We start from the raw sequence: 19,620 nt of genomic DNA on the forward strand, positions 1-19,620 counted from the left end.
ATTATTGCTCAGTAAATCTTTTTGTATCAATTTGAATACTCGGACTCATAGTTGCAGTAATGTGAATACTTTGCATATACACACCTTTAACCACCTGAGGCTTAAGTTTTACTAGTGTAGTTAATAGTTCTCTTGCGTTACCAGCAAGTTTGTCTGCTGTAAATGAAGCTTTTCCTATTGCTGCATGAACAATACCGGACTTATCAACTTTAAAATCGATTTTACCAGCCTTAACATCTGAAACAGCTTTAGCAACATCCATTGTAACTGTACCAGTTTTTGGGTTTGGCATAAGTCCACGTGGACCTAAAACACGACCTAAAGGGCCTAATTTACCCATAACACTTGGCATAGTAACAATAACATCTACATCCGTCCAGCCATTTTTAATTTTATCTAGATACTCATCTAGACCCACAAAATCGGCACCGGCGTCTTTTGCTTCTTGTTCTTTATCTGGTGTAACTAAGGCTAAAACCTTAGTTTCTTTACCTGTACCGTGAGGCAAGGTAACAACACCTCTAACCATTTGGTTAGCCTTTCTTGGATCGACATTAAGCTTTACCGCTAACTCAACTGACTCATCAAAATTAGCAGACACAACATCTTTCAATAATTCAGATGCTTGCGCAACTGTATAAGTAGATGATTGATCTATTTTGCTTAATGCTTCTTTTCTCTTTTTTGTAACTTTTGCCATCTTCAATTAGTTTTAGAAAGGTGCATCACCTTTAACCGTTATACCCATAGATCGCGCAGTACCAGCAACCATTTTCATAGCTGACTCTACAGTAAAAGCATTGAGGTCTTGCATTTTATCTTCAGCGATAACTTTAATTTGATCCCAAGTTACTGCAGAAATTTTAAGCCTATTCGGCTCTCCTGATCCTTTTTTTTGCTTAGCTGCTTCAAGTAATTGAACAGCTGCCGGAGGAGTTTTGATAACAAAATCAAAAGACTTATCCTTATAAACTGTTATTACAACTGGTAATACTTTACCAGCTTTATCTTGTGTTCTACCATTGAATTGCTTACAGAATTCCATGATATTAACACCGGCAGCACCTAAAGCAGGACCAACAGGTGGCGATGGATTAGCAGCACCTCCTCGAACTTGGAGCTTAACTACTTTACTTACTTCTTTTGCCATTTTTTGTTAATTTAAAAATTATTACAGACAGAGGGAAGCAATATTGCCTGTAAATTTATATTGTGTAACACTTATATTTTTTCGACTTGCATGTAGCTAAGCTCTACAGGTGTTTTACGACCAAAAATCTTAACCATAACTTGCAGTTTTCTCTTCTCTTCATTTACTTTTTCAATAGTCCCTGTGAAACTATTAAAAGGACCATCAATAACTTTAATCGTCTCTCCTTGTGAATAAGGAATTGCAACAGTTTCTTTTTGAACAGACAACTCATCAACCTTACCTAGCAGACGATTAACTTCAGATTTACGCAAAGGTACAGGATCGCCTCCTTTAGTCTCACCTAAAAAACCGATAACGCCATTGACGTTTTTAATAACATGAGGAACCTCACCTTCCAAATTAGCCTGAACCATGATATAACCAGGAAAGTAAACCTTTTCCTTATTAATTTTTTTACCATTCCTAATCTGAACAACTTTTTCAGTAGGAACTAAAATATCATCAACATAATCACTAAGACCTTGTTGAGATATTTCCTTTTCAATATAATCTTTGACTTTGTTTTCAGACCCACTAATTGATCTTACAACATACCATTTTTTTAAGCTAGTTTCAGCCATTGATTAAAATTTTACCCAATTGAAATACTGTGCTATTACTGCACTAAAAAGCTCATCTACACCCCAAATTGCGAGAGAGAACAAAACAGAAAAAACAGCGACCACAACCATCAAACGCTGAGCTTCAGCGTTAGTAGGCCAAGTAACATGATTTTTAAGCTCATCATATGAACTTGATACGTAAGATTTAATATTTGCCATCTCTATTAAGATTTGCACGGGTTGAGAGGCTCGAACTCCCGACACCTGGTTTTGGAGACCAGTGCTCTACCAACTGAGCTAAACCCGTAAATTATTGGTTTGCAAAGAAACTAATTTTTTTCCGAATACAAAACAATATTAAACAAAAAAATTAAGGTGCCACGAAGACACCTTAATTATGTATAAAATATATTTTAAAACTAGTCTAAAATTTGAGTAACTTGACCAGCACCAACAGTTCTACCACCTTCTCTGATCGCAAAACGGAGACCATCATTTAGAGCGATAGGTTGCAATAATTCAACTGTAATTGTTAAGTTATCACCAGGCATAACCATCTCAACACCATCAGGTAAAGAAATTGTTCCCGTTACATCTGTTGTACGCACATAAAATTGTGGTCTATAGTTGTTATGGAATGGCGTGTGACGTCCACCTTCTTCTTTTTTAAGGATATAAACCTCAGCTTTAAATTTGGCGTGCGGCGTTACTGAACCAGGAGTTGTGATAACCATACCTCTTGAAATTTGAGTCTTCTCAATACCTCTCAACAAGATTCCAACGTTATCTCCAGCCTCTCCTCTATCTAGTATCTTACGGAACATTTCAACTCCAGTAATTGTAGATTTAAGTTTGTCAGCACCCATACCAATAATTTCAACAGCATCACCAGTATTAGCAACACCTGTCTCAATACGACCAGTAGCTACAGTACCACGACCAGTAATTGAGAACACGTCTTCAATTGGCATTAAAAATGCTTTATCAACATCTCTTTCCGGCTGCTCAATCCAAGAATCAACAGCATCCATCAATTCCATCACTTTATCAGCCCATTTATCATCACCGTCTAAAGCACCTAAAGCAGAACCTGAAATTACTGGCGCATTATCACCATCATACTCATAAAAAGAAAGTAAATCTCTAACTTCCATTTCTACAAGCTCTAACAATTCTTCATCATCAACCAAGTCAACTTTATTCAAGAAAACTACAATTTTAGGGATACCAACTTGACGACCCAATAGAATATGCTCGCGAGTTTGAGGCATCGGACCATCAGTTGCAGCAACAACTAAAATAGCACCATCCATCTGCGCTGCACCAGTTACCATGTTTTTAACATAATCGGCGTGACCCGGACAGTCAACGTGAGCGTAGTGACGTTCTTTAGTTGCATACTCAACATGAGAAGAGTTAATTGTAATACCTCTTTCTTTTTCTTCAGGAGCATTATCAATTTGATCAAAAGCACTAGCTTCTGAATAACCTTTGTCAGCAAGTACTTTTGTAATAGCTGCAGTTAATGTTGTTTTTCCGTGATCGACGTGACCAAGCGTACCTATATTTAAGTGCGGTTTGGAACGATCAAAATTTTCCTTTGCCATAGTAGTAATTATTTAATAATCTTAGTTTATATATAGTGTTCAAATTTATTAACCACAAAAAGTCTTCAAAACTTATGTTTTGAGACTTAAAAGAGCCAACGACGGGATTTGAACCCGTGGCCTCTTCCTTACCAAGGAAACGCTCTACCCCTGAGCTACGTCGGCTAATTATTTAGAGCGGGAGACCAGGTTCGAACTGGCGACATTCAGCTTGGAAGGCTGACGCTCTACCAACTGAGCTACTCCCGCTTAAATAAATTAGTCATACCGACTTAGTTGTGGGGAGAGTAGGATTCGAACCTACGAAGCCTAGGGCAACAGATTTACAGTCTGTCCTCGTTGACCGCTTGAGTATCTCCCCAATTTTAAATTGAGAGCCGATGGAGGGACTCGAACCCACGACCTGCTGATTACAAATCAGCTGCTCTAGCCAGCTGAGCTACATCGGCAATTTCAATATATCAAACAACATTTGTTTAACGGGTGGCAAATATATAATCTTTATTAATATCAAAAAAATATTTTTCTGAGTTTTTTTAAATAATTTTATTTATCCTTTTTTGACCTTGGATGCTTGGTATTAATTATTGTTTTTAAACGCGACATATTTGTCTTTGTATAATGCTGTGTTGAGGCCAAACTACTATGCCCCATCAACTCTTTAATTGCTATTAAATCGGCACCGTTTTCTAATAAATGGGTAGCAAATGAGTGACGGATAATGTGCGGACTGCATTTTTGTTTTGCAGATACACGTTTAAAATAGGATTGAACGATACGGTAAATAAGATTAGGATAAGCGGCTTGATAGGTATTAGTCAATATTAATTTATTACTTTTTACTGATTCATCTTTTAAAACCTGCATATAATCATTAATCAAATTAGTAAGACTTGGCTTAATTGGTATATAGCGCTCTTTATTACGTTTTCCTAATATTTTTAATTGACCTGAATTGAAGTCTATTGATGATCTGTCTAAATTTAAAAGTTCTTGACGCCGTATTCCCGTTTGGTATAAAATGTCAACAACTAATTGGTCGCGTATTCCTGAAAAAGTTGAAGTATCAAAAACTTTCATTACTACAGAAACTTCAGCTTTACTAAAAGCGAGCTGTTGCTTTTTTGATTGTTTTAAGGATTTATGCTTTTGCATTGGGTTTACAGTTATCTCTCCTAGCTTCAACAAAAAGTTATAGTAGGCTTTAACTGCAGTTAGTTTTCGATTAATAGATACTGTTGAGTAGTTTGCCTCAGATAAATGAATGATCCATGAGCGAATTAAAGAATAACTTACCAAGGAAAGCTGATCTATATCAAATTCGGTTTTTAGAAATTTGGCATAAGCGCTCAAGTCAGACCTGTATGCCGTCAACGTGTGTTTGGCATATTTTTTCTCAAACTCTAAGTATTCAAAAAACTGATTCAGCATTTTTTTAGTAAAACTATAAAATTAACCAAAAAAACAACATCCAATAGAAAACTATTGGATGTCGTATTAAATATAAATAAAAAAAATTTAGGTCGCAGGCTTATAGTTTTTTTGATCGATAATCATTTTTGATAAAATTTCCTTTAAAATTTCTGAAGTTCCACCACCAATAGGCCCTAATCGACTGTCTCTAGACATTCGTGCAAGTGGGTACTCTTCAATGTAACCATAACCGCCTAAAAATTGAAGGCAATCATAAATAACTTCATCAGCAACTTTAGTAGATTTCAATTTAGACATTGTAGCTTCTTTTACAACATACTCACCGGCATCCAAGCGCTTGGTAGTGTTATAATTAAAAGTCTTACTGACTTCGACTTCAGTTGCATGCTCCACTAAACGATGGCGTAAGGCTTGAAACTGATTGATTGATTTTCCAAAAGCTTCGCGCTCACTCATGTATTGTAAGGTGTATTCAATTGCATACTCAGCTCTAGCATGAGCATTAACACCCATAATAAGGCGCTCTAAAGCAAAATGCTGCATAATATACGGGAAACCCATGTTCTTTTCTCCCATTATATGTGACTTTGGAATTTTTACATTGTCAAATGAAATTTCAGCCGTATCTGAAGCTCTCCAGCCTAATTTATTAAGTTTTGTGGCATTAATCCCAGGTGTGTCACGATCAACAATAAATATGCTAATCCCTTTTCCGCCTAATTCTGGAGCCGTTTTGGCTGCTACAACTAAATAATCTGAATATACGCCGTTTGTAATAAATGTTTTTGAGCCGTTAAGTACAAAGCCATCTTCAGTCTCTTCGGCAGTAGTTCGCATAGCTGCTACATCAGAACCTCCAAAGGGCTCGGTAATACATAAACAACCTATCATTTCACCGGAAATTGATTTAGTCAAGTATTTTTCTTTAATAGCCTCGCTACCTTCTTTATTTAGGTGCGTCATGGCTAAATAAGCATGTGCCCAAATTGCCGCAGCAAATCCACCGGAATTTATCCGTTGCAATTCTTCTAAAAGGATTACGGTGTAAAACAAATCTAAGTCCATACCACCGTATTTTTCAGGATAAGCAACACCAAAATAGCCCATTTCTCCAAATTTCTCCCAGATAAAACGTTCTATTGTTCCTTCTTTCTCCCATTTTTCAAGGTGAGGCACAACTTCTTTTTGTAAGAAATCTCTCAAACTTTCTCTAAATAATTCGTGCTCTTCTGTAAAGTATAATGTGTTCATAAATTACTGTATATTTAAGTATAATTTTAATTGTGGAATTTTATAAGTCGGAAAATCTTTAATCTTATTAAGTTCATCAAAACTTGAAATCCCTTCTCTTAACTTTATAAAGTTGAATATTTTTCTAGCCAATTCGTAATCAAAGTATGGAATTTGCTGAAGTTGAATGATAGAAGCTGTATTAATATCAATTAATTTATTTTTAGTTGAAGTTTTTACGGTGTAATATTTCATAATTTCGTTTTCAACTTCATAACTTAAACCATAAACATCCTTTAACTGAACATCACCTCTAAAGCCGTTTAAACGTTCACGCCTCTGGATGATTTTTTTGGCATAATAATCACCAACCCCTTTAATTTTTATTAAATCTTCAATATTTGCTAAGTTCAAATCTTTTTTTTCATCAAAACTTAATTCTTTTTCAGCAAGCTTTTGATGGTCTATTTGCTTTTGCTGTTGCTCTATAACCCAATCTGGAAATTTAAAATACCCTGAATAAGTTTTCATCCAATCATCGCTAACGCCAGTTACCTTTTTAAAATCGGCTTTTGAATTAATCCATTGCCCCTTATTTCTGTAAGCTTGTAATTTATCAAAGGCTTCTGTTGGCATTTTTAAAGAATAAGCTTTATAATCGGTTATAAAATTAGGATTAAACGGATATATTTTGAAAGATTTTTGCTGATTTTGTTTATTTTTTAACGAATCTACAATTTGAAGTATATTTTGATGTGCAGGTTCATCAATTGTAAAATCAGAAGAATTTTTACTTTGTTTAGCAAAATACACTCCAGTAATTAATCCACCGATAAGGATTAATAACGCAAAAATCCCAACTCGATCAGATGTTGTCCAGACCAATTGGGATTTTTGAGGTTTCATAATTTAAAGTATTATCTCGCGTCTCTACTAAACAATTTTCCTGCTTTTAAATCGGCTACATAGTTTCTTAAATCTTTTCTTACTTCGCCAGATAAAATATATAATCCTATAATATTAGGGAACGACATCGCTAAAATCATCATATCTGAGAAATCAAGTACGGCGCCTAAACTTACCGAAGCCCCTACAATAACAAATAATAAGAACAGGATTTTATATGCTAATTCTGTTTTTTTACCACGGCCAAACACATAAGACCAAGCTCTCATACCATAATAAGACCAAGAAATCATTGTTGAAAATGCGAATAAAAATACAGCTAAAGCCAACACATAAGGAAACCAAGAAATAACACTACCAAATGCATTAGTCGTTAATTCAACACCTGAAACACCTTCAACTTCATGCATGCCTGTAAAAATTAAAACTAAAGCGGTTAGTGTACACACCACAACAGTATCTATAAAAGGTTCAAGTAAAGCCACAAAACCTTCAGAAGGCGGATGATTGGTTTTTGCAGCTGAGTGAGCAATAGCTGCAGAACCTACACCAGCTTCATTAGAGAATGCTGCTCGTTGAAAACCTACAATTAGAACACCTATAAACCCACCTTTTAAAGCACTTGGAGAAAATGCGCCGTCGATAATGGCACTAAAGGCAGGACCAATATTTTGAATATTTATACCGATAACAACTAATGCACCTAAAACGTAAACAGCGGCCATGACAGGAACAACTTTTCCTGTAACGTTAGCAATAGAATTAATACCTCCAATAATTACCACACCAACTAATACCGCTAAAAAGACACCGAAAGCAAAACCATTACCTTGTAAAAAAGGGATTTGTTCAGATAGTATGGCAAATGACTGATTCGCTTGAAACATATTACCGCCACCAAAAGAAGCACCAATGGCAAGTATAGCAAATAAACCTGCTAGAACCTTACCTAACTTACTGAGGTTTTTCTTTTCTAAACCATAACGCAAATAATTCATCGGACCACCAAAAATTCGACCTTCTTTATTGATGAATCTGTATTTAACACCTAAGGTACATTCCACAAACTTCGAAGACATACCAAGCAAACCTGCTAAAATCATCCAAAAAGTTGCGCCTGCACCACCTAAAGATATAGCTACTGCAACACCAGCTATATTACCTAAACCAACAGTTGCAGAAACAGCTGTAGATAATGCTTGAAAATGAGTGATACGGCCTGGCGCTTTAGGGTCATCAAATTTACCTTTAGCTAATTGTAGGGCATGTTTAAAACCTCTAACATTAATAAAGCCCATTCTGAATGTAAAAAAGGCAGCTCCTAAAATTAACCAAACTACAATAAAAGGAATTCCTTTGGTTTGTTGATCACCATTGGGATGTAACAAAGCAACTGGTTCATCATAAATAATACTACCAAATTTATGCGCATTTTGTTGAATTACATCCTCAGGATTTTCAGGATTAAAAATGGAAGCACCTTCATCAACTATATATTTAATTTGACCTGAGGCTTCTGCTTTTACGGTGACATCACCTAAGTCACCACGTGAAATTACCGCAATATCTTGGCCTTTATCAACATGTGCATTTTTTTCGACTAACCATTTTTTTAAAACAAACTTATTAGTGGTTTCCGCACTCCAGCCTGGTGCAAACATGATTTTTTTATTGGCATAAACAACAGGGTCATAAATACCAATGGCTGCAAATGGATCCCAAAACAAAACAGAACCCATTTGGTCTACAATGGGTTTAAAAGTGGAGTTGAAATGTTCTGTAATAGATTCTGAAGGTATTTCTACGGTTACTGTTTTAGACAATCCTGATGCATCAGAGACAATAATTGTATAAGGCTTACCTTCAACTAAACCCGAGGAAACACTTGAGGACAGTGGTGTTTCTTCATTAGACCACTTGTAACTGTAAGGCATTTCGCCACCTGTAACTTTTAATTCAATTTGCCCATCATTAATTTCATCAGATGGGTTAATGGCTTTGGGGGTTACCTTAAGTTCTTGGGCATAATTGGCAAAACTTAACAAGAAGCTAAATAATACCAATAAATTTCTATAAATCATGGAGTTTGCATTTTGATTAAAAAGACACCGCAATATATAAAAATGTTTGAATTAGTCTACAAAAAATAGGAGTTTATAAAGCTTATGTTAAGAATTTGTTGATACAACTTCAATTATAATTTAGGTATTAATAAAACCATGTATATGATTAATATAAAATAAGCGAACTGATTAAAACCTACAAATCAAATACTGACGTGCGCTTGGTGTAAACTAAATCTTTCAATTTCAACCAAAAAGCCAAGGTTAAATACATCACAAAACCAGCACCAAAAGTGGCAAATGAAGCGTAAATAAAAAATAAACGCACCGATTTAACTTTCATTCCAAGTCGGTCAGCTAAGCGTGTACTGACGTAGAAACCGTGACGCTCAAAGAAAAATCGAAGCTGCTTAACTAGAGTCATTGTTGCATTAATTTAATTCCAAAATTACAATTTAGACAGCGTTTTTGGTCGCAATAGTCCTTTTTTAACGTTAATAAGGCTTGGGTTTCTAAAGCACTACTGATTTGATCTTCAAAACCAATAGCCTTAAATCTTTTTATAATGCTATTGTGTTCAGGATTAAGACTGCGCACTAAAGCTAGTATTTGTGCCTCGAAGTCTAGTGTTTGCTTAAATTGATAATAAGCAAACTGCAATGGAATAATAGCATTTATGGCGCAAAGCTGAACAAAACCGGCACTGAGTTGCTTTGCTGTCGGCTTGCTTTCCTTCCCAAAATTGTAATGCGTTTTCCAATAAGTTGATACTTCTATTGTAAATATTGATTTTAAATCGGCGAGTCGTTTAACTTTTAAAAGTTGGTTGGCCAAACCTGCATTTTGATGTAACAAACCTGCTAATTGCGCTAAACGAATGCTTGGAAAATTAGCTGGTCTTAACCTAAAAAATTCTGCTTTGAAGCCAACTGGTTTAAGCTCGTGCTTTGATTGTAAAAATTTATAAATTTTCTGCAAATGATTATAATAGTGGTCTTCACACTCAATCTTCAATAAATTAGCTTGCCCCATCAACAGGGCTTCTAGATGGTCTAATTGACTTTGGTATTGTAAAATAAGTTTGAAGTTTATTGATTGTGCAACAGCTTCAAAGACCTCAGCATTCGCTTTTAAACCAAAACTTTTGGCTAGTTGCATAAAGCAAATTTGATCCCAATGCTGCTTGGTTTGTTGAATGTAAGCAAAAATGGGTTGTGATTTTCTTGATAAACGCTCAATATATAAACGCTCTAACCAAAATTGAATATCAAGCGAATTTAGTTGCCCAACTGAAGTTTCACAAAGAATAAATTTTTGGGGGCGCTGCATAAAGTCTTTATAAGCTTTAACTAGGTCCTTAGAAACAAAATCTTTTAATTGAAGCGTCGGCAAAACCGATTGGTCTTTTTGAAACACATCAACGTCATGCTCCCAAACCACATGTAAAATTACATTATCATAGGCTGAATCGACTTCGTGTTGGTGCGCATACCAATCTGATGACTTGATATGCATTTCTACTTGACCAGCCCAAGTTTGAGGACCTAATCTAATTATAGCTTCTTTAAAATCTGGTCCTGAATGCGATTGGTTGTAATTCCCAAATTTAATTACTTCAACCGTTTCACCATTAACAGTCTGAAGATTTAAAACTGGAATTTTCTTGAATCGCCAGAGGTAATGAATAAAGTCTTCATTCATCTTGTGGTAATTTCTTCAAATAATTATAAACGTCCTCATAGAAATAGTTAACCCATTCTGTGTATTGAAGTTGGCTAGGGTGCAACTGATCTTTGGCTAACATTTTAGGCGACTTATTAAGCTCATGTGCCAACTCTAAAATATCATAAAAAGGGACATTATAAGCTTTACAAACTTGTTGCGCGTAGGCATTATAAGCCTTTAAGTCTGATTTAATATTAGGTTTACCCGCATCAATGGCAAATTTAGTAGAACTATAGTCAGGAATTCCGACTACAAATACGCCTTGTGACCCTTGTTTTGAAATACTTATCGCTTTTTCGAGAAGCTGTTTGAATTCAACTTCATACTGCTGAAATGGCTTGCCCTGATATTGATTATTCACACCAATCAATAAAGAAACCACATCAAATGAATTAGGATTTATGTGTTCTTTTTTAATAGCCTCTAAAAGTTCATCAGTACGCCAACCCGTCACTGCAATAATTTTTGGGTTTTCAACTTTTAAACCATCTGTTTGAAGACGTTGGACTAACTGGTGTGGCCAAGAGTTTTTTAATTCAACTAACTCACCGATGGTATACGAATCGCCTAAGGCTAAGTAGGAATGTTGTGCTTGCATAAATCCGCTAATTAAAAAGCTTAAAATGATAAATGAATTTTTCACTTTAGATACTGATAAAATAAAATTTTAAACATCTAATTACTTTGAAAGTAAACTCAAAGCAAATTTAATCTTATAAATATAGGTTTAATTTTAAGACTTATCAAATTTAACGAGATATAGCTAACAACTGAAATTGACAAATATTTAAATTTTCGTGGTTCAAACTGCTAAAGTACATCTTTTAAGGCTGGTTCAAGCTTAGAGAAATCGAATTCAAAACCAGTTGAAATAATACGTTCAGCGCTAACACGTTGACTGGATAAAACTAAAGTAGCACGTTCACCTAAAGCTAACTTTAAAACAAACGCTGGAACATTAGGCAAAAACAAAGGTTTACTAAGGCATTCAGCTATTTGTTGTGTCATTTTTTTATTTGTTGTTGGGTTAGGTGCAACAGCATTATACGTCCCAACCAAATGTTGTTGAGCAACATGTTTAAAGATAGCAGCAACATCTTTAAGGTGTATCCAAGACTGCCATTGTAAACCTGAAGCTAAAGGCGCTCCGATAAAGTTTTGAACAGGAGATTTTATTTTTTCTAAAGCACCGCCTGATTTAGATAACACAATGCCTATTCTAACTAAAGCTACATCAATACCAAGCCCTTCAATGGCTTCGGCCTTTTCTTCCCACTGTTTAACCACTTGCGCTAAAAAATCATCCCCTAATTCTTCTGAAAATTCATCATGCAATACTGTAAAATCACTTTTATAAATTCCGATGGCGCTCGCAGAAGTGAAATGCTCTACTTGATGATCAAGTTTAGATAAAGTTTTATGAAGTAAATCTAAACTATTTATGCGACTATTAATAATGGCGCGTTTATGACTTGGCGTCCAAGATTTAGCAACACTAGCACCTGCTAAGTTAATAAGATGTGTCACGCCTTCGAATGCTTTTTCATCAATTTCAGCTGTAGAAGGATTCCAATAAAAGCCTTTATATAATTCAAGATTTTCAAGTTTATCACGAGAGGTCGATAAATAATGCACCATAATATCAGCAGCATGAAATTGTTTGACCAATTCTTGACCGACCAAACCTGTGGCGCCTGTAATTAAAACTTTCATTATTTTTGTTTTCATAAAAGTAGTGATTAAACCAAGCTAACGAACTGGTTTTAAAAACGATTTAACAAGAGATTCTAATCGAAGTTTGAATTATGCTAGTGTTCTCGACTCTTCGTTGTCTTGACTCAATATAAGCAACTTTAACTCCAATAGGTTTGAGTAGTCTGTAGTGGGTGATTAAAAGTTTTGAATTTTGAATTAGAAAATTAAGATTACACAATTAACTTGCAAATAGTACTTTGTAGCTGGTAAATAAAGCTTAGTCGATAGAATATAGACTTCAGATTAAAGACTATAGATCAAAGACTGCATTAATTCTTTCTTTCATCTTCCTTGAAAACGAAACAACCCCGAAGTCTTGGGACTAATTTCAGGAAATCTTAAACCATAAGGTCCTATCGGAGGCTTACAAAAAATCAGTACTGATTGAATTAAGTATGGCCTAGGCATCCCCTAAGTATCCCCTAAGTATCTCCCTATTTAGTTTTTAAAATTAGCGAGGTTGGTATAAGTAAATTAACGAATCACGAAACACTGACAACACATAACTGCTATAAGCTATAAGCCGTAAGCAAAATAGCCTAAAGCCTACTGCTTAAAGCTTAGAGCTAACAAAACGAATTCACGAATCACTGGTCACAGATATTAGATCACAGATTTTAGAAAATAGATCACTGCTAACCGACAACAGAAAACTGATAACTGATAACTGAGAACAGATTATTGCTATATGCTATAAGCCATAAGCCGTAAGCTAAAAAGGCCTAAAGCCTATTGCTTAAAGCTTAGAGCTAATAAAATGAATCACGAATCACTGATTACAGAAAACCGACAACAGAAAAACGAGAACCGATTTTACTATTACACGACTATACCATTACACTATTCACGGTTAACAACTCACTGACAACCGCTAACCGACAACTAACAACTATAAACTTAAACCTTATAACGCCATTGATGGGCATCATCAGCACGATTATATTGAATATCTTGTAGTTTATTTTTAAAATGAGTGGCATAAGGCTGTTCGACTTCAGGAAGATCGTGATAAACACCATCATGCTCAAAACCTTCAACACGAACAACAGTAGCAGCTGTACCAGCACCAAAAATTTCTTTTAATTCACCAGACTTAGCGGCTTCTACAATTTGCTTTACAGATACCCGATCAACAATTACCTCAACACCTTCATCTTTGGCCAGTTGAATGATACTTTTTCGCGTTACACCATCTAAAATACGGTCGTTAGTTGGAGCTGTTAATAATTGATTTCCAATTCTAAAAAAGATATTCATGGTACCCGCTTCTTCTAAATACTCATGCGAACTAGCATCAGTCCAAATAATTTGATCTAAGCCTTTTTCTTTAGCAAGTTTAGTTGGATAAAATTGCGCGCCATAATTACCCGCAGCTTTAGCAAACCCTACACCGCCATCAGCAGCACGGCTATATTCTTGAGCAAAAACAACTTTTACTGGTTTGTTATAATAGGCTTGAGCTGGACAAGTAATAATCATAAAACGGTACTCATTGGCTTCAGAAGCAGACACACCAGCCTCGGTAGCTATCGCAAAAGGACGAATATATAAAGAGTTACCCTTACCTTTTTTAACCCAATCTTTATCAAGTTCTAATAAGGTATTTAAACTTTCGAAAAAATAATCTTTTGGAAATTCAGGAATCGCCATTCGTTGGCTTGAAAGATTAATTCGTTTAAAATTTTCTTCTGGTCTAAATAACCAAACCTGATCATCATCATCTTTAAAAGCTTTCATCCCTTCAAACACCGCTTGACCGTAATGAAAAACTTTAGCCGAAGGTTGAAACGTCATCGGACCATAAGGTACAATTTTAGGTTGCTGCCATTCACCATCAATAAAATCACAGTACATCATATGGTCAGCATACTGTTTTCCAAATTGTAAGTTATCAAAATCGACTTCATTAATTCTAGTCTTTGCAACTGTTTGAATATCTAAAATAGAAGTTTTTGCGTCCATGTCATCTTATTTTTTGCAAATGTACTAAATTTGCTGATGATTTAAATCGACATATTATTAACTTTGTCCTAAATTAAGGCAAATAAATTAGATTATTATCATGAAAAAAGCAGTTTTATTATCAATTTTAATAGCATTAAGCGCTTGTCAACAAAATTCTTCATCTTCAGCTGAAAGTGAACAGAAGGCTAGTGAGGTAGAAACTTCAACTGGAAAAGAAAGTAAAGAAGGTGTTGATGAGTCTTCTAAAGAATTAAGCTTACAAAACCAAACTACTTTTGGTGAAGATTTTGAACTCACTGAAGTTAAAAGTTCTACTGAAATCTTTGAGCTCTACAATAACTTAACTCCAGGCGATACATTACAAGTCAAATTTGAGGCTAAAGTTAATTCAGTTTGTAAGAAGAAAGGATGCTGGATGCGCTTAGCCATTGGCGAACAAGAAGAAGCTTTCGTTAAATTTAAGGATTATGCTTTTTTTGTCCCAAAAGATAGCGCTGGCGAAACTGCCGTGGTTAATGGTAAAGCTTATGTTGAAAATGTGAGTGTAGAAGAACAACGACACATGGCTGAGGATGCGGGTAAATCTGAAGATGAAATTGCTGCGATTACTGAACCTAAATCAACTTTAGCCTTTATGGCTTCTGGTGTAAAGTACCAGATGAAGTAATCAAACTTAATTTTAAACACAGCCGCTTTGCTTATCGCTTAGCGGTTTTTTTAGCTTTACAATATGCTAAAACGTAAAATTATCACCACAGCTGATGGCTCAAATAGTCTTCATATTCCTGAATGGGATGAACACTACCACTCTAAGCACGGTGCCATTCAAGAAGCCCGACATGTGTTTGAGGAAATGGGCTTAAATTACTACGCTAAGCAAGAAAGCATCTCTAAAATTAATGTTTTGGAGGCCGGATTTGGAACAGGTTTAAATGCTTTAATGACTTTAGTTTGGGCAACACAAAACACCTTAAAAGTTCACTATAAATCAATAGAAGCTTACCCGATTACCAAAAACGAAATGGAACAGCTTAATTTCTCTTCTGCCTTTGGTGATATTGAACCTGAATTTAAGAAGCTTCATCAAGCTGAGTGGGACTTGCCTATTGAGGTTCATTCATTATTCACACTTGAGAAAATTCATCGAAAATTTAGTGAAATAAACGAATCTAACTGGGCAGATATTATATTTTATGATGCTTTCGGGCCACGTGTACAGCCAAAACTTTGGGAAATTAATATCTTAAAAAAATTCTACGACGCACTTACACCCCAAGGTATTTTTGTGACCTATTGCGCTAAAGGTCAAGTCCGCCGAAATCTTGAAGAATTAGGCTTTCAAGTTGAACGCTTAGCAGGACCACCTGGAAAACGAGAAATGCTTCGTGGAACAAAGTCATAAAACTACTCTTCCACTTCATCATGACACTATTACACCATTAAGCAAATACGTTAATCTGCGAAAAAGCTATAAGCTATATACCGTAAGCCATAATCCAACTCTAGGCTTCACTATTCACGAATTATTGGCAACTGATAGCTCATGACCCAAAAACTGCTGTAAGCTGTAAGCCATAAGCTATAAGCAAAAATGCCTAAAGCCCAATGCTTAAAGCTTAGAACTAACTAGCCGATTCACGCTTCACGGCTCACTGAAAACCGACAACAGATAACCGATAACACATTTTCAGCACCAGTCAACTAGTCAACCAGTCACGGATAACGATTCACGATTCACTAATCACCTCAAACCACTGTTGTTTAACCACTTGCCAATCAAAAGCTTCAACTTTTTGGCGACCTTGACGGCTAAGTAAATGCGTTAGTTCAGGCTTTTTAAGTAATTGTTTTATGGCTTCACACATGGCTTCTGGATGATCAGGAGGCACCAATAAAGCATCTTTTTGATCTTTTAATAAGAAAGGTAAACCGCCAACATTGGTGCTCACAACAGGCAGACCTAAAGCCATGGCTTCAATGACACTTACTGGCGTATTATCAACATTTGTCGTGTTAATGAACACATCAAAATCTTGGGCATAAGCCAACCAATCTGCTTTAGGCATGCCTCCAGTAAAGGTCACTGGTAAATTATGTTTCTCGGCATAGGCACGACAAGTTTGAATACTATCGTCTTTAAAGGGTCCGACCATACTTAGTTTTGCATCTGGAAAACGCTTTAAAAGTGCTTTGAGAACTTTTAAGGCTAAAAGTGGATGATAGATTTCTGCGAATGAACGTACCCAAAGCAGATTTGGTTTAAGGCGTTCACGTTGTTTAAAATCATAATGATTTAAAGCAATGGTATTGGGGATAAAAACTAAATTTGTGTAGCCCGCTTGTTCAAAGTGATGCATTAAATAGCCTGATGGCGCCACATTAATTTTAGCATTGTTAAAAAGCTGATGACAAAGTTTGGGGTTTTTCGCCAAGCGTTTTGGTAAATCACCGCCTCTTAGGATAGGAACATAACTTAAATTTAAAAATTGACATAGCAACCCGCAAGAATAAGAAAACCAGAAGCCAAGCGTACTATAAGTATCAATAAAAACAACATCAATTTTTTTCTGAAGTCTTATAATTGACTTCCACATGTCTAGCAACCTATGAAGTTGGTTCTGTTTAGACGATGCCTTAAAGACTGTAAATCCTTCATTTTCTAAAAAGCGTCCAAGCGTTTCTACTGAAGTCGGTGTCTTACCTTTTTTTGAAAGTTGGTTTCCTAAATAAAGAATGGACTTAGACATGAGTTACAATTGTATTTGGCTTGTTCAAGGATTTCTTTTTTATGCCCTTTTTAATGTTTGAGCGTTTCGCTTTATATTGTATGCTTATCAAGGCTAAACCATAGATAAATCCTGGTGCAGCAATTCGCATAGCAGAATGATTAATCGTTGCTCCCCAAAAGACAATAAGTGGTATAATAAATAAATTTTTAGGCTGTTTTAAGAATTTAAAAGCTGGTACAAGCAGTAATAATAAAAGTGCTATAATCCCTAATAAACCATGCTCTGAAATCATTCGTGTAATTTCATTATGTGAGGCCGCTTTATCACCAACCAACTCTAATCTAGCTACTTTACTCATTCCAACGCCAGAACCTAAGAAAGGTTGATCTGAAAAAATTTCAAATTCAGCATTGGCAATTTCAACACGACCTGTGGTAACATCACCACGTGATTCACCAGAAACTTGCTCGTTAGCATATTTTTTTGCAACTAAACCTCCGGTTGATACAACAGTAGCGGTCCACACGACTATTCCAACACCCACAATGAGCGCAAGTTTAACAAACGACTTTGATTTTAATTTAATAGGCGCATACCAAAAATATATGCCTAAAAAAGCAATAAACATGAGCAAAGCGGTAAAAACACCACCTCTAGATAAAGTCGCTAAAGCACGCATAGCAATTAAAGGTATACTACCAAGAACGATTAGCTGAACTAACTTATTTTTATGTGGCATAATAAAACGTACTAAACCGATAAATAAACCTATTCCTAAAGCGGTAGAGACTTGATTAGGGCCAAAACCGCCAGATGCCCCAAAACTTGCATCTGCATTGGTAACGACTTTAGATAAGTCAGGCGCATAAAAGATAATATAGACTGTCATGAGTATGATGGGCAGCAACATTAAGTCTAATATCTTTAAAAATCTGCTTAGCTTAATTTTTAAATCATAACAGAATAAAGCGCTTGCTGCAAGCGATAGAGGTCCTGAAAAATTAAATAAAATGTTTTTTCGAAAATTCATGCCAAAAGGCAAATCAACATAAGTGACATAAACAGCAGGTAATAACAAGGCTAAATAGACTACAAAAATAAGCGCCTTTCGTTTAAAACCATGAAGGAACATGCCCAATAACATAAATACAATGACCGAGTACTTACCTGTTTCATGTAAAAAAGCACCGTCTGTCATTCTTAAAAAGACCTCAGCGGCGGTAATGTAAGCAGCTGCTTCTAAAACGACATATTTATCTTTAGCGTTTCGAAGGATTTTGAAAATAAAATAAACTAATATGCCTAGAAAGTAAAGCGTTGCCAAGGATTTAACGAGGTAAATCGCAAACCCCAGTACCACATGAAAAATCAAAGCGTTTAAATACGGGATTTCAGTGGGTCGCTTGAGGCGTTTTGTGAGTCTTCTTTGCATTAATTCTTGATATCGTCGTCTGTTAAAAATGCCCAGGCTTTCATGTCTTTAAGTAATTTTTTACCTATAATAGCTTGATAGCTTGAGGCATCAATGCCGTAGCCTTTTGGTTTTTTGGCTTCTAAATCTTCAAATTGAATGCTATGACCTTTCGGTAAATCTTTATTAACCGCCAGTGACTTTTCAAAAATTGATTTTAAATCAGTAAATTGATGGTTGCTTTTTTTATCAATCGGATTGTTTAGTGCGGTGATGATTTCTTTCCCGCAATCAACCAAATCTTTTGTTTCCTCTAGGGTTAAGGATGCTTTAACATCTGGGCCAAACATTTTTTTATGAAACACCACATGAAACTCTAAAATTTCAGCGCCCAAGGTGATGGCTGCTAAACCTGCAGATAAGGAACCTGAATGATCTGAGAAACCAATTTTTAAATTCGGATAGCGCTTTTGAAGCTCTGTAATTACATTTAATCCATATTGCTCAGGTTGTGTCGGATAAGCGGTTGTACATTGTAAAATACTTACATTAGCTTTCCTTCCTAAAAGAAATTGAACGGCATCATCGAGTTCTTGGTAAGAACTCATCCCGCTAGAAATAATGACAGGCTTTTGAGTTTGAGCTATTTTTTCAAGCAGTAAAAGGTTGGTTACTTCTCCACTTCCAATTTTATAAACATCGACATTAGCTTCCTCTAAAATATCAACTGCTGCGTTAGAAAAGGGACTGCTAATGAAATCAAGCCCTTTAGATTTCGTGTAATTACCGATAGCTTTCCACTGCTCTGGTGTAAATGACATGCGCTCCCAATACTCATAACGCGTGGTATCTTGTTTAGAAAATTGAACCCGAAAAGGTTCGTATATACTGCTTTCTGCATGTGCCACATGCGTTTGAAATTTAACCGCATTAACACCGATTTCAGCTAAAGCATCAATATATGCATATAGCATGCCTAAACTCCCTTCATGGGCTTGACCTATTTCAGCGATGGTATAAAGCGAGGCTTGTGTTGTCAT

Annotated in this window: 19 protein-coding genes and 5 tRNA genes; 2 read left to right on the plus strand and 22 right to left on the minus strand. The window is 35.7% G+C overall.

What is annotated here, in order from left to right; genetic code table 11:
* Position 1 precedes the first annotated feature (1 nt).
* From rplA to BUB82_RS09255, 19 genes are all read right to left on the minus strand, one after another.
* Positions 2–700, minus strand: coding sequence for a 50S ribosomal protein L1 (gene rplA, locus BUB82_RS09165; protein ID WP_073193327.1), 699 nt, complete (start codon positions 698–700; stop codon positions 2–4).
* A 12-nt stretch (positions 701–712) separates the two neighbouring features.
* Entirely contained in the window at positions 713–1,150 is a 438-nt protein-coding gene (gene rplK / locus BUB82_RS09170; protein WP_073193328.1) for a 50S ribosomal protein L11, read from the minus strand.
* A gap of 71 nt (positions 1,151–1,221) precedes the next feature.
* Positions 1,222–1,773 (minus strand): transcription termination/antitermination protein NusG, encoded by a 552-nt coding sequence (gene nusG / locus BUB82_RS09175; RefSeq protein ID WP_073193329.1) that lies wholly within the window; start codon positions 1,771–1,773, stop codon positions 1,222–1,224.
* Positions 1,774–1,776: 3 nt separating this feature from the next.
* Positions 1,777–1,974: a preprotein translocase subunit SecE gene (secE, locus tag BUB82_RS09180; protein ID WP_073193330.1), complete on the minus strand. Its 198-nt coding sequence runs from the start codon at positions 1,972–1,974 to the stop codon at positions 1,777–1,779.
* 15 nt (positions 1,975–1,989) lie between these two features.
* Positions 1,990–2,062, minus strand: a tRNA-Trp gene (locus tag BUB82_RS09185).
* Positions 2,063–2,174: 112 nt separating this feature from the next.
* A complete protein-coding gene (tuf, locus tag BUB82_RS09190; RefSeq protein ID WP_073193331.1) occupies positions 2,175–3,362 on the minus strand; it encodes an elongation factor Tu in 1,188 nt (395 codons plus the stop codon).
* Positions 3,363–3,455: 93 nt separating this feature from the next.
* Positions 3,456–3,527: transfer RNA gene (locus BUB82_RS09195), tRNA-Thr, on the minus strand.
* An 11-nt stretch (positions 3,528–3,538) separates the two neighbouring features.
* Positions 3,539–3,611, minus strand: a tRNA-Gly gene (locus tag BUB82_RS09200).
* Between the two features lie 30 nt (positions 3,612–3,641).
* Positions 3,642–3,723 (minus strand) — tRNA-Tyr (locus BUB82_RS09205).
* 14 nt (positions 3,724–3,737) lie between these two features.
* Positions 3,738–3,811, minus strand: a tRNA-Thr gene (locus tag BUB82_RS09210).
* A gap of 97 nt (positions 3,812–3,908) precedes the next feature.
* Positions 3,909–4,793: a tyrosine-type recombinase/integrase gene (locus BUB82_RS09215; RefSeq protein WP_073193332.1), complete on the minus strand. Its 885-nt coding sequence runs from the start codon at positions 4,791–4,793 to the stop codon at positions 3,909–3,911.
* An 87-nt stretch (positions 4,794–4,880) separates the two neighbouring features.
* Positions 4,881–6,047, minus strand: a complete 1,167-nt coding sequence (locus tag BUB82_RS09220) for an acyl-CoA dehydrogenase family protein (RefSeq protein WP_073193333.1) — start codon at positions 6,045–6,047, stop codon at positions 4,881–4,883.
* Positions 6,048–6,050: 3 nt separating this feature from the next.
* A complete protein-coding gene (locus BUB82_RS09225; protein ID WP_073193334.1) occupies positions 6,051–6,932 on the minus strand; it encodes a ComEA family DNA-binding protein in 882 nt (293 codons plus the stop codon).
* 11 nt (positions 6,933–6,943) lie between these two features.
* Positions 6,944–9,013, minus strand: coding sequence for an amino acid carrier protein (locus BUB82_RS09230; RefSeq protein ID WP_143185671.1), 2,070 nt, complete (start codon positions 9,011–9,013; stop codon positions 6,944–6,946).
* Between the two features lie 178 nt (positions 9,014–9,191).
* Positions 9,192–9,419: a PspC family transcriptional regulator gene (locus BUB82_RS09235; RefSeq protein WP_073193335.1), complete on the minus strand. Its 228-nt coding sequence runs from the start codon at positions 9,417–9,419 to the stop codon at positions 9,192–9,194.
* Positions 9,416–10,696, minus strand: a complete 1,281-nt coding sequence (locus BUB82_RS09240) for a DUF2851 family protein (protein ID WP_073193336.1) — start codon at positions 10,694–10,696, stop codon at positions 9,416–9,418. Before BUB82_RS09240 ends, BUB82_RS09235 begins: the two co-directional genes overlap by 4 nt.
* On the minus strand, positions 10,689–11,318 hold the full coding sequence (locus BUB82_RS09245) for an SGNH/GDSL hydrolase family protein (protein ID WP_073193378.1): 630 nt from the start codon (positions 11,316–11,318) through the stop codon (positions 10,689–10,691). Before BUB82_RS09245 ends, BUB82_RS09240 begins: the two co-directional genes overlap by 8 nt.
* A gap of 212 nt (positions 11,319–11,530) precedes the next feature.
* The gene (locus BUB82_RS09250; RefSeq protein WP_317041056.1) at positions 11,531–12,448 is read right to left on the minus strand and encodes a TIGR01777 family oxidoreductase; all 918 of its coding nucleotides are present in this window, start codon (positions 12,446–12,448) and stop codon (positions 11,531–11,533) included.
* A gap of 924 nt (positions 12,449–13,372) precedes the next feature.
* Positions 13,373–14,437, minus strand: coding sequence for a branched-chain amino acid aminotransferase (locus tag BUB82_RS09255; protein ID WP_073193337.1), 1,065 nt, complete (start codon positions 14,435–14,437; stop codon positions 13,373–13,375).
* Positions 14,438–14,537: 100 nt separating this feature from the next.
* On the opposite strand from BUB82_RS09255, the gene BUB82_RS09260 reads away from it, so the two are divergent.
* On the plus strand, positions 14,538–15,107 hold the full coding sequence (locus BUB82_RS09260; RefSeq protein ID WP_073193338.1) for a DUF4920 domain-containing protein: 570 nt from the start codon (positions 14,538–14,540) through the stop codon (positions 15,105–15,107).
* Between the two features lie 63 nt (positions 15,108–15,170).
* On the plus strand, positions 15,171–15,842 hold the full coding sequence (gene mnmD / locus BUB82_RS09265) for a tRNA (5-methylaminomethyl-2-thiouridine)(34)-methyltransferase MnmC2 (protein WP_073193339.1): 672 nt from the start codon (positions 15,171–15,173) through the stop codon (positions 15,840–15,842).
* Positions 15,843–16,167: 325 nt separating this feature from the next.
* On the opposite strand, the gene BUB82_RS09270 is transcribed toward mnmD, so the two are convergent.
* The 3 genes from BUB82_RS09270 to BUB82_RS09280 are packed head-to-tail and all read right to left on the minus strand — an operon-like array spanning position 16,168 to position 19,620.
* Entirely contained in the window at positions 16,168–17,187 is a 1,020-nt protein-coding gene (locus BUB82_RS09270; protein ID WP_073193340.1) for a glycosyltransferase family 4 protein, read from the minus strand.
* The gene (locus BUB82_RS09275) at positions 17,180–18,601 is read right to left on the minus strand and encodes an O-antigen ligase family protein (RefSeq protein ID WP_073193341.1); all 1,422 of its coding nucleotides are present in this window, start codon (positions 18,599–18,601) and stop codon (positions 17,180–17,182) included. Before BUB82_RS09275 ends, BUB82_RS09270 begins: the two co-directional genes overlap by 8 nt.
* Positions 18,601–19,620, minus strand: a complete 1,020-nt coding sequence (locus BUB82_RS09280) for an N-acetylneuraminate synthase family protein (RefSeq protein WP_073193380.1) — start codon at positions 19,618–19,620, stop codon at positions 18,601–18,603. Before BUB82_RS09280 ends, BUB82_RS09275 begins: the two co-directional genes overlap by 1 nt.

Origin of the sequence: Psychroflexus salarius (assembly GCF_900129035.1) — a bacterium.
Classification (GTDB): domain Bacteria; phylum Bacteroidota; class Bacteroidia; order Flavobacteriales; family Flavobacteriaceae; genus Psychroflexus; species Psychroflexus salarius.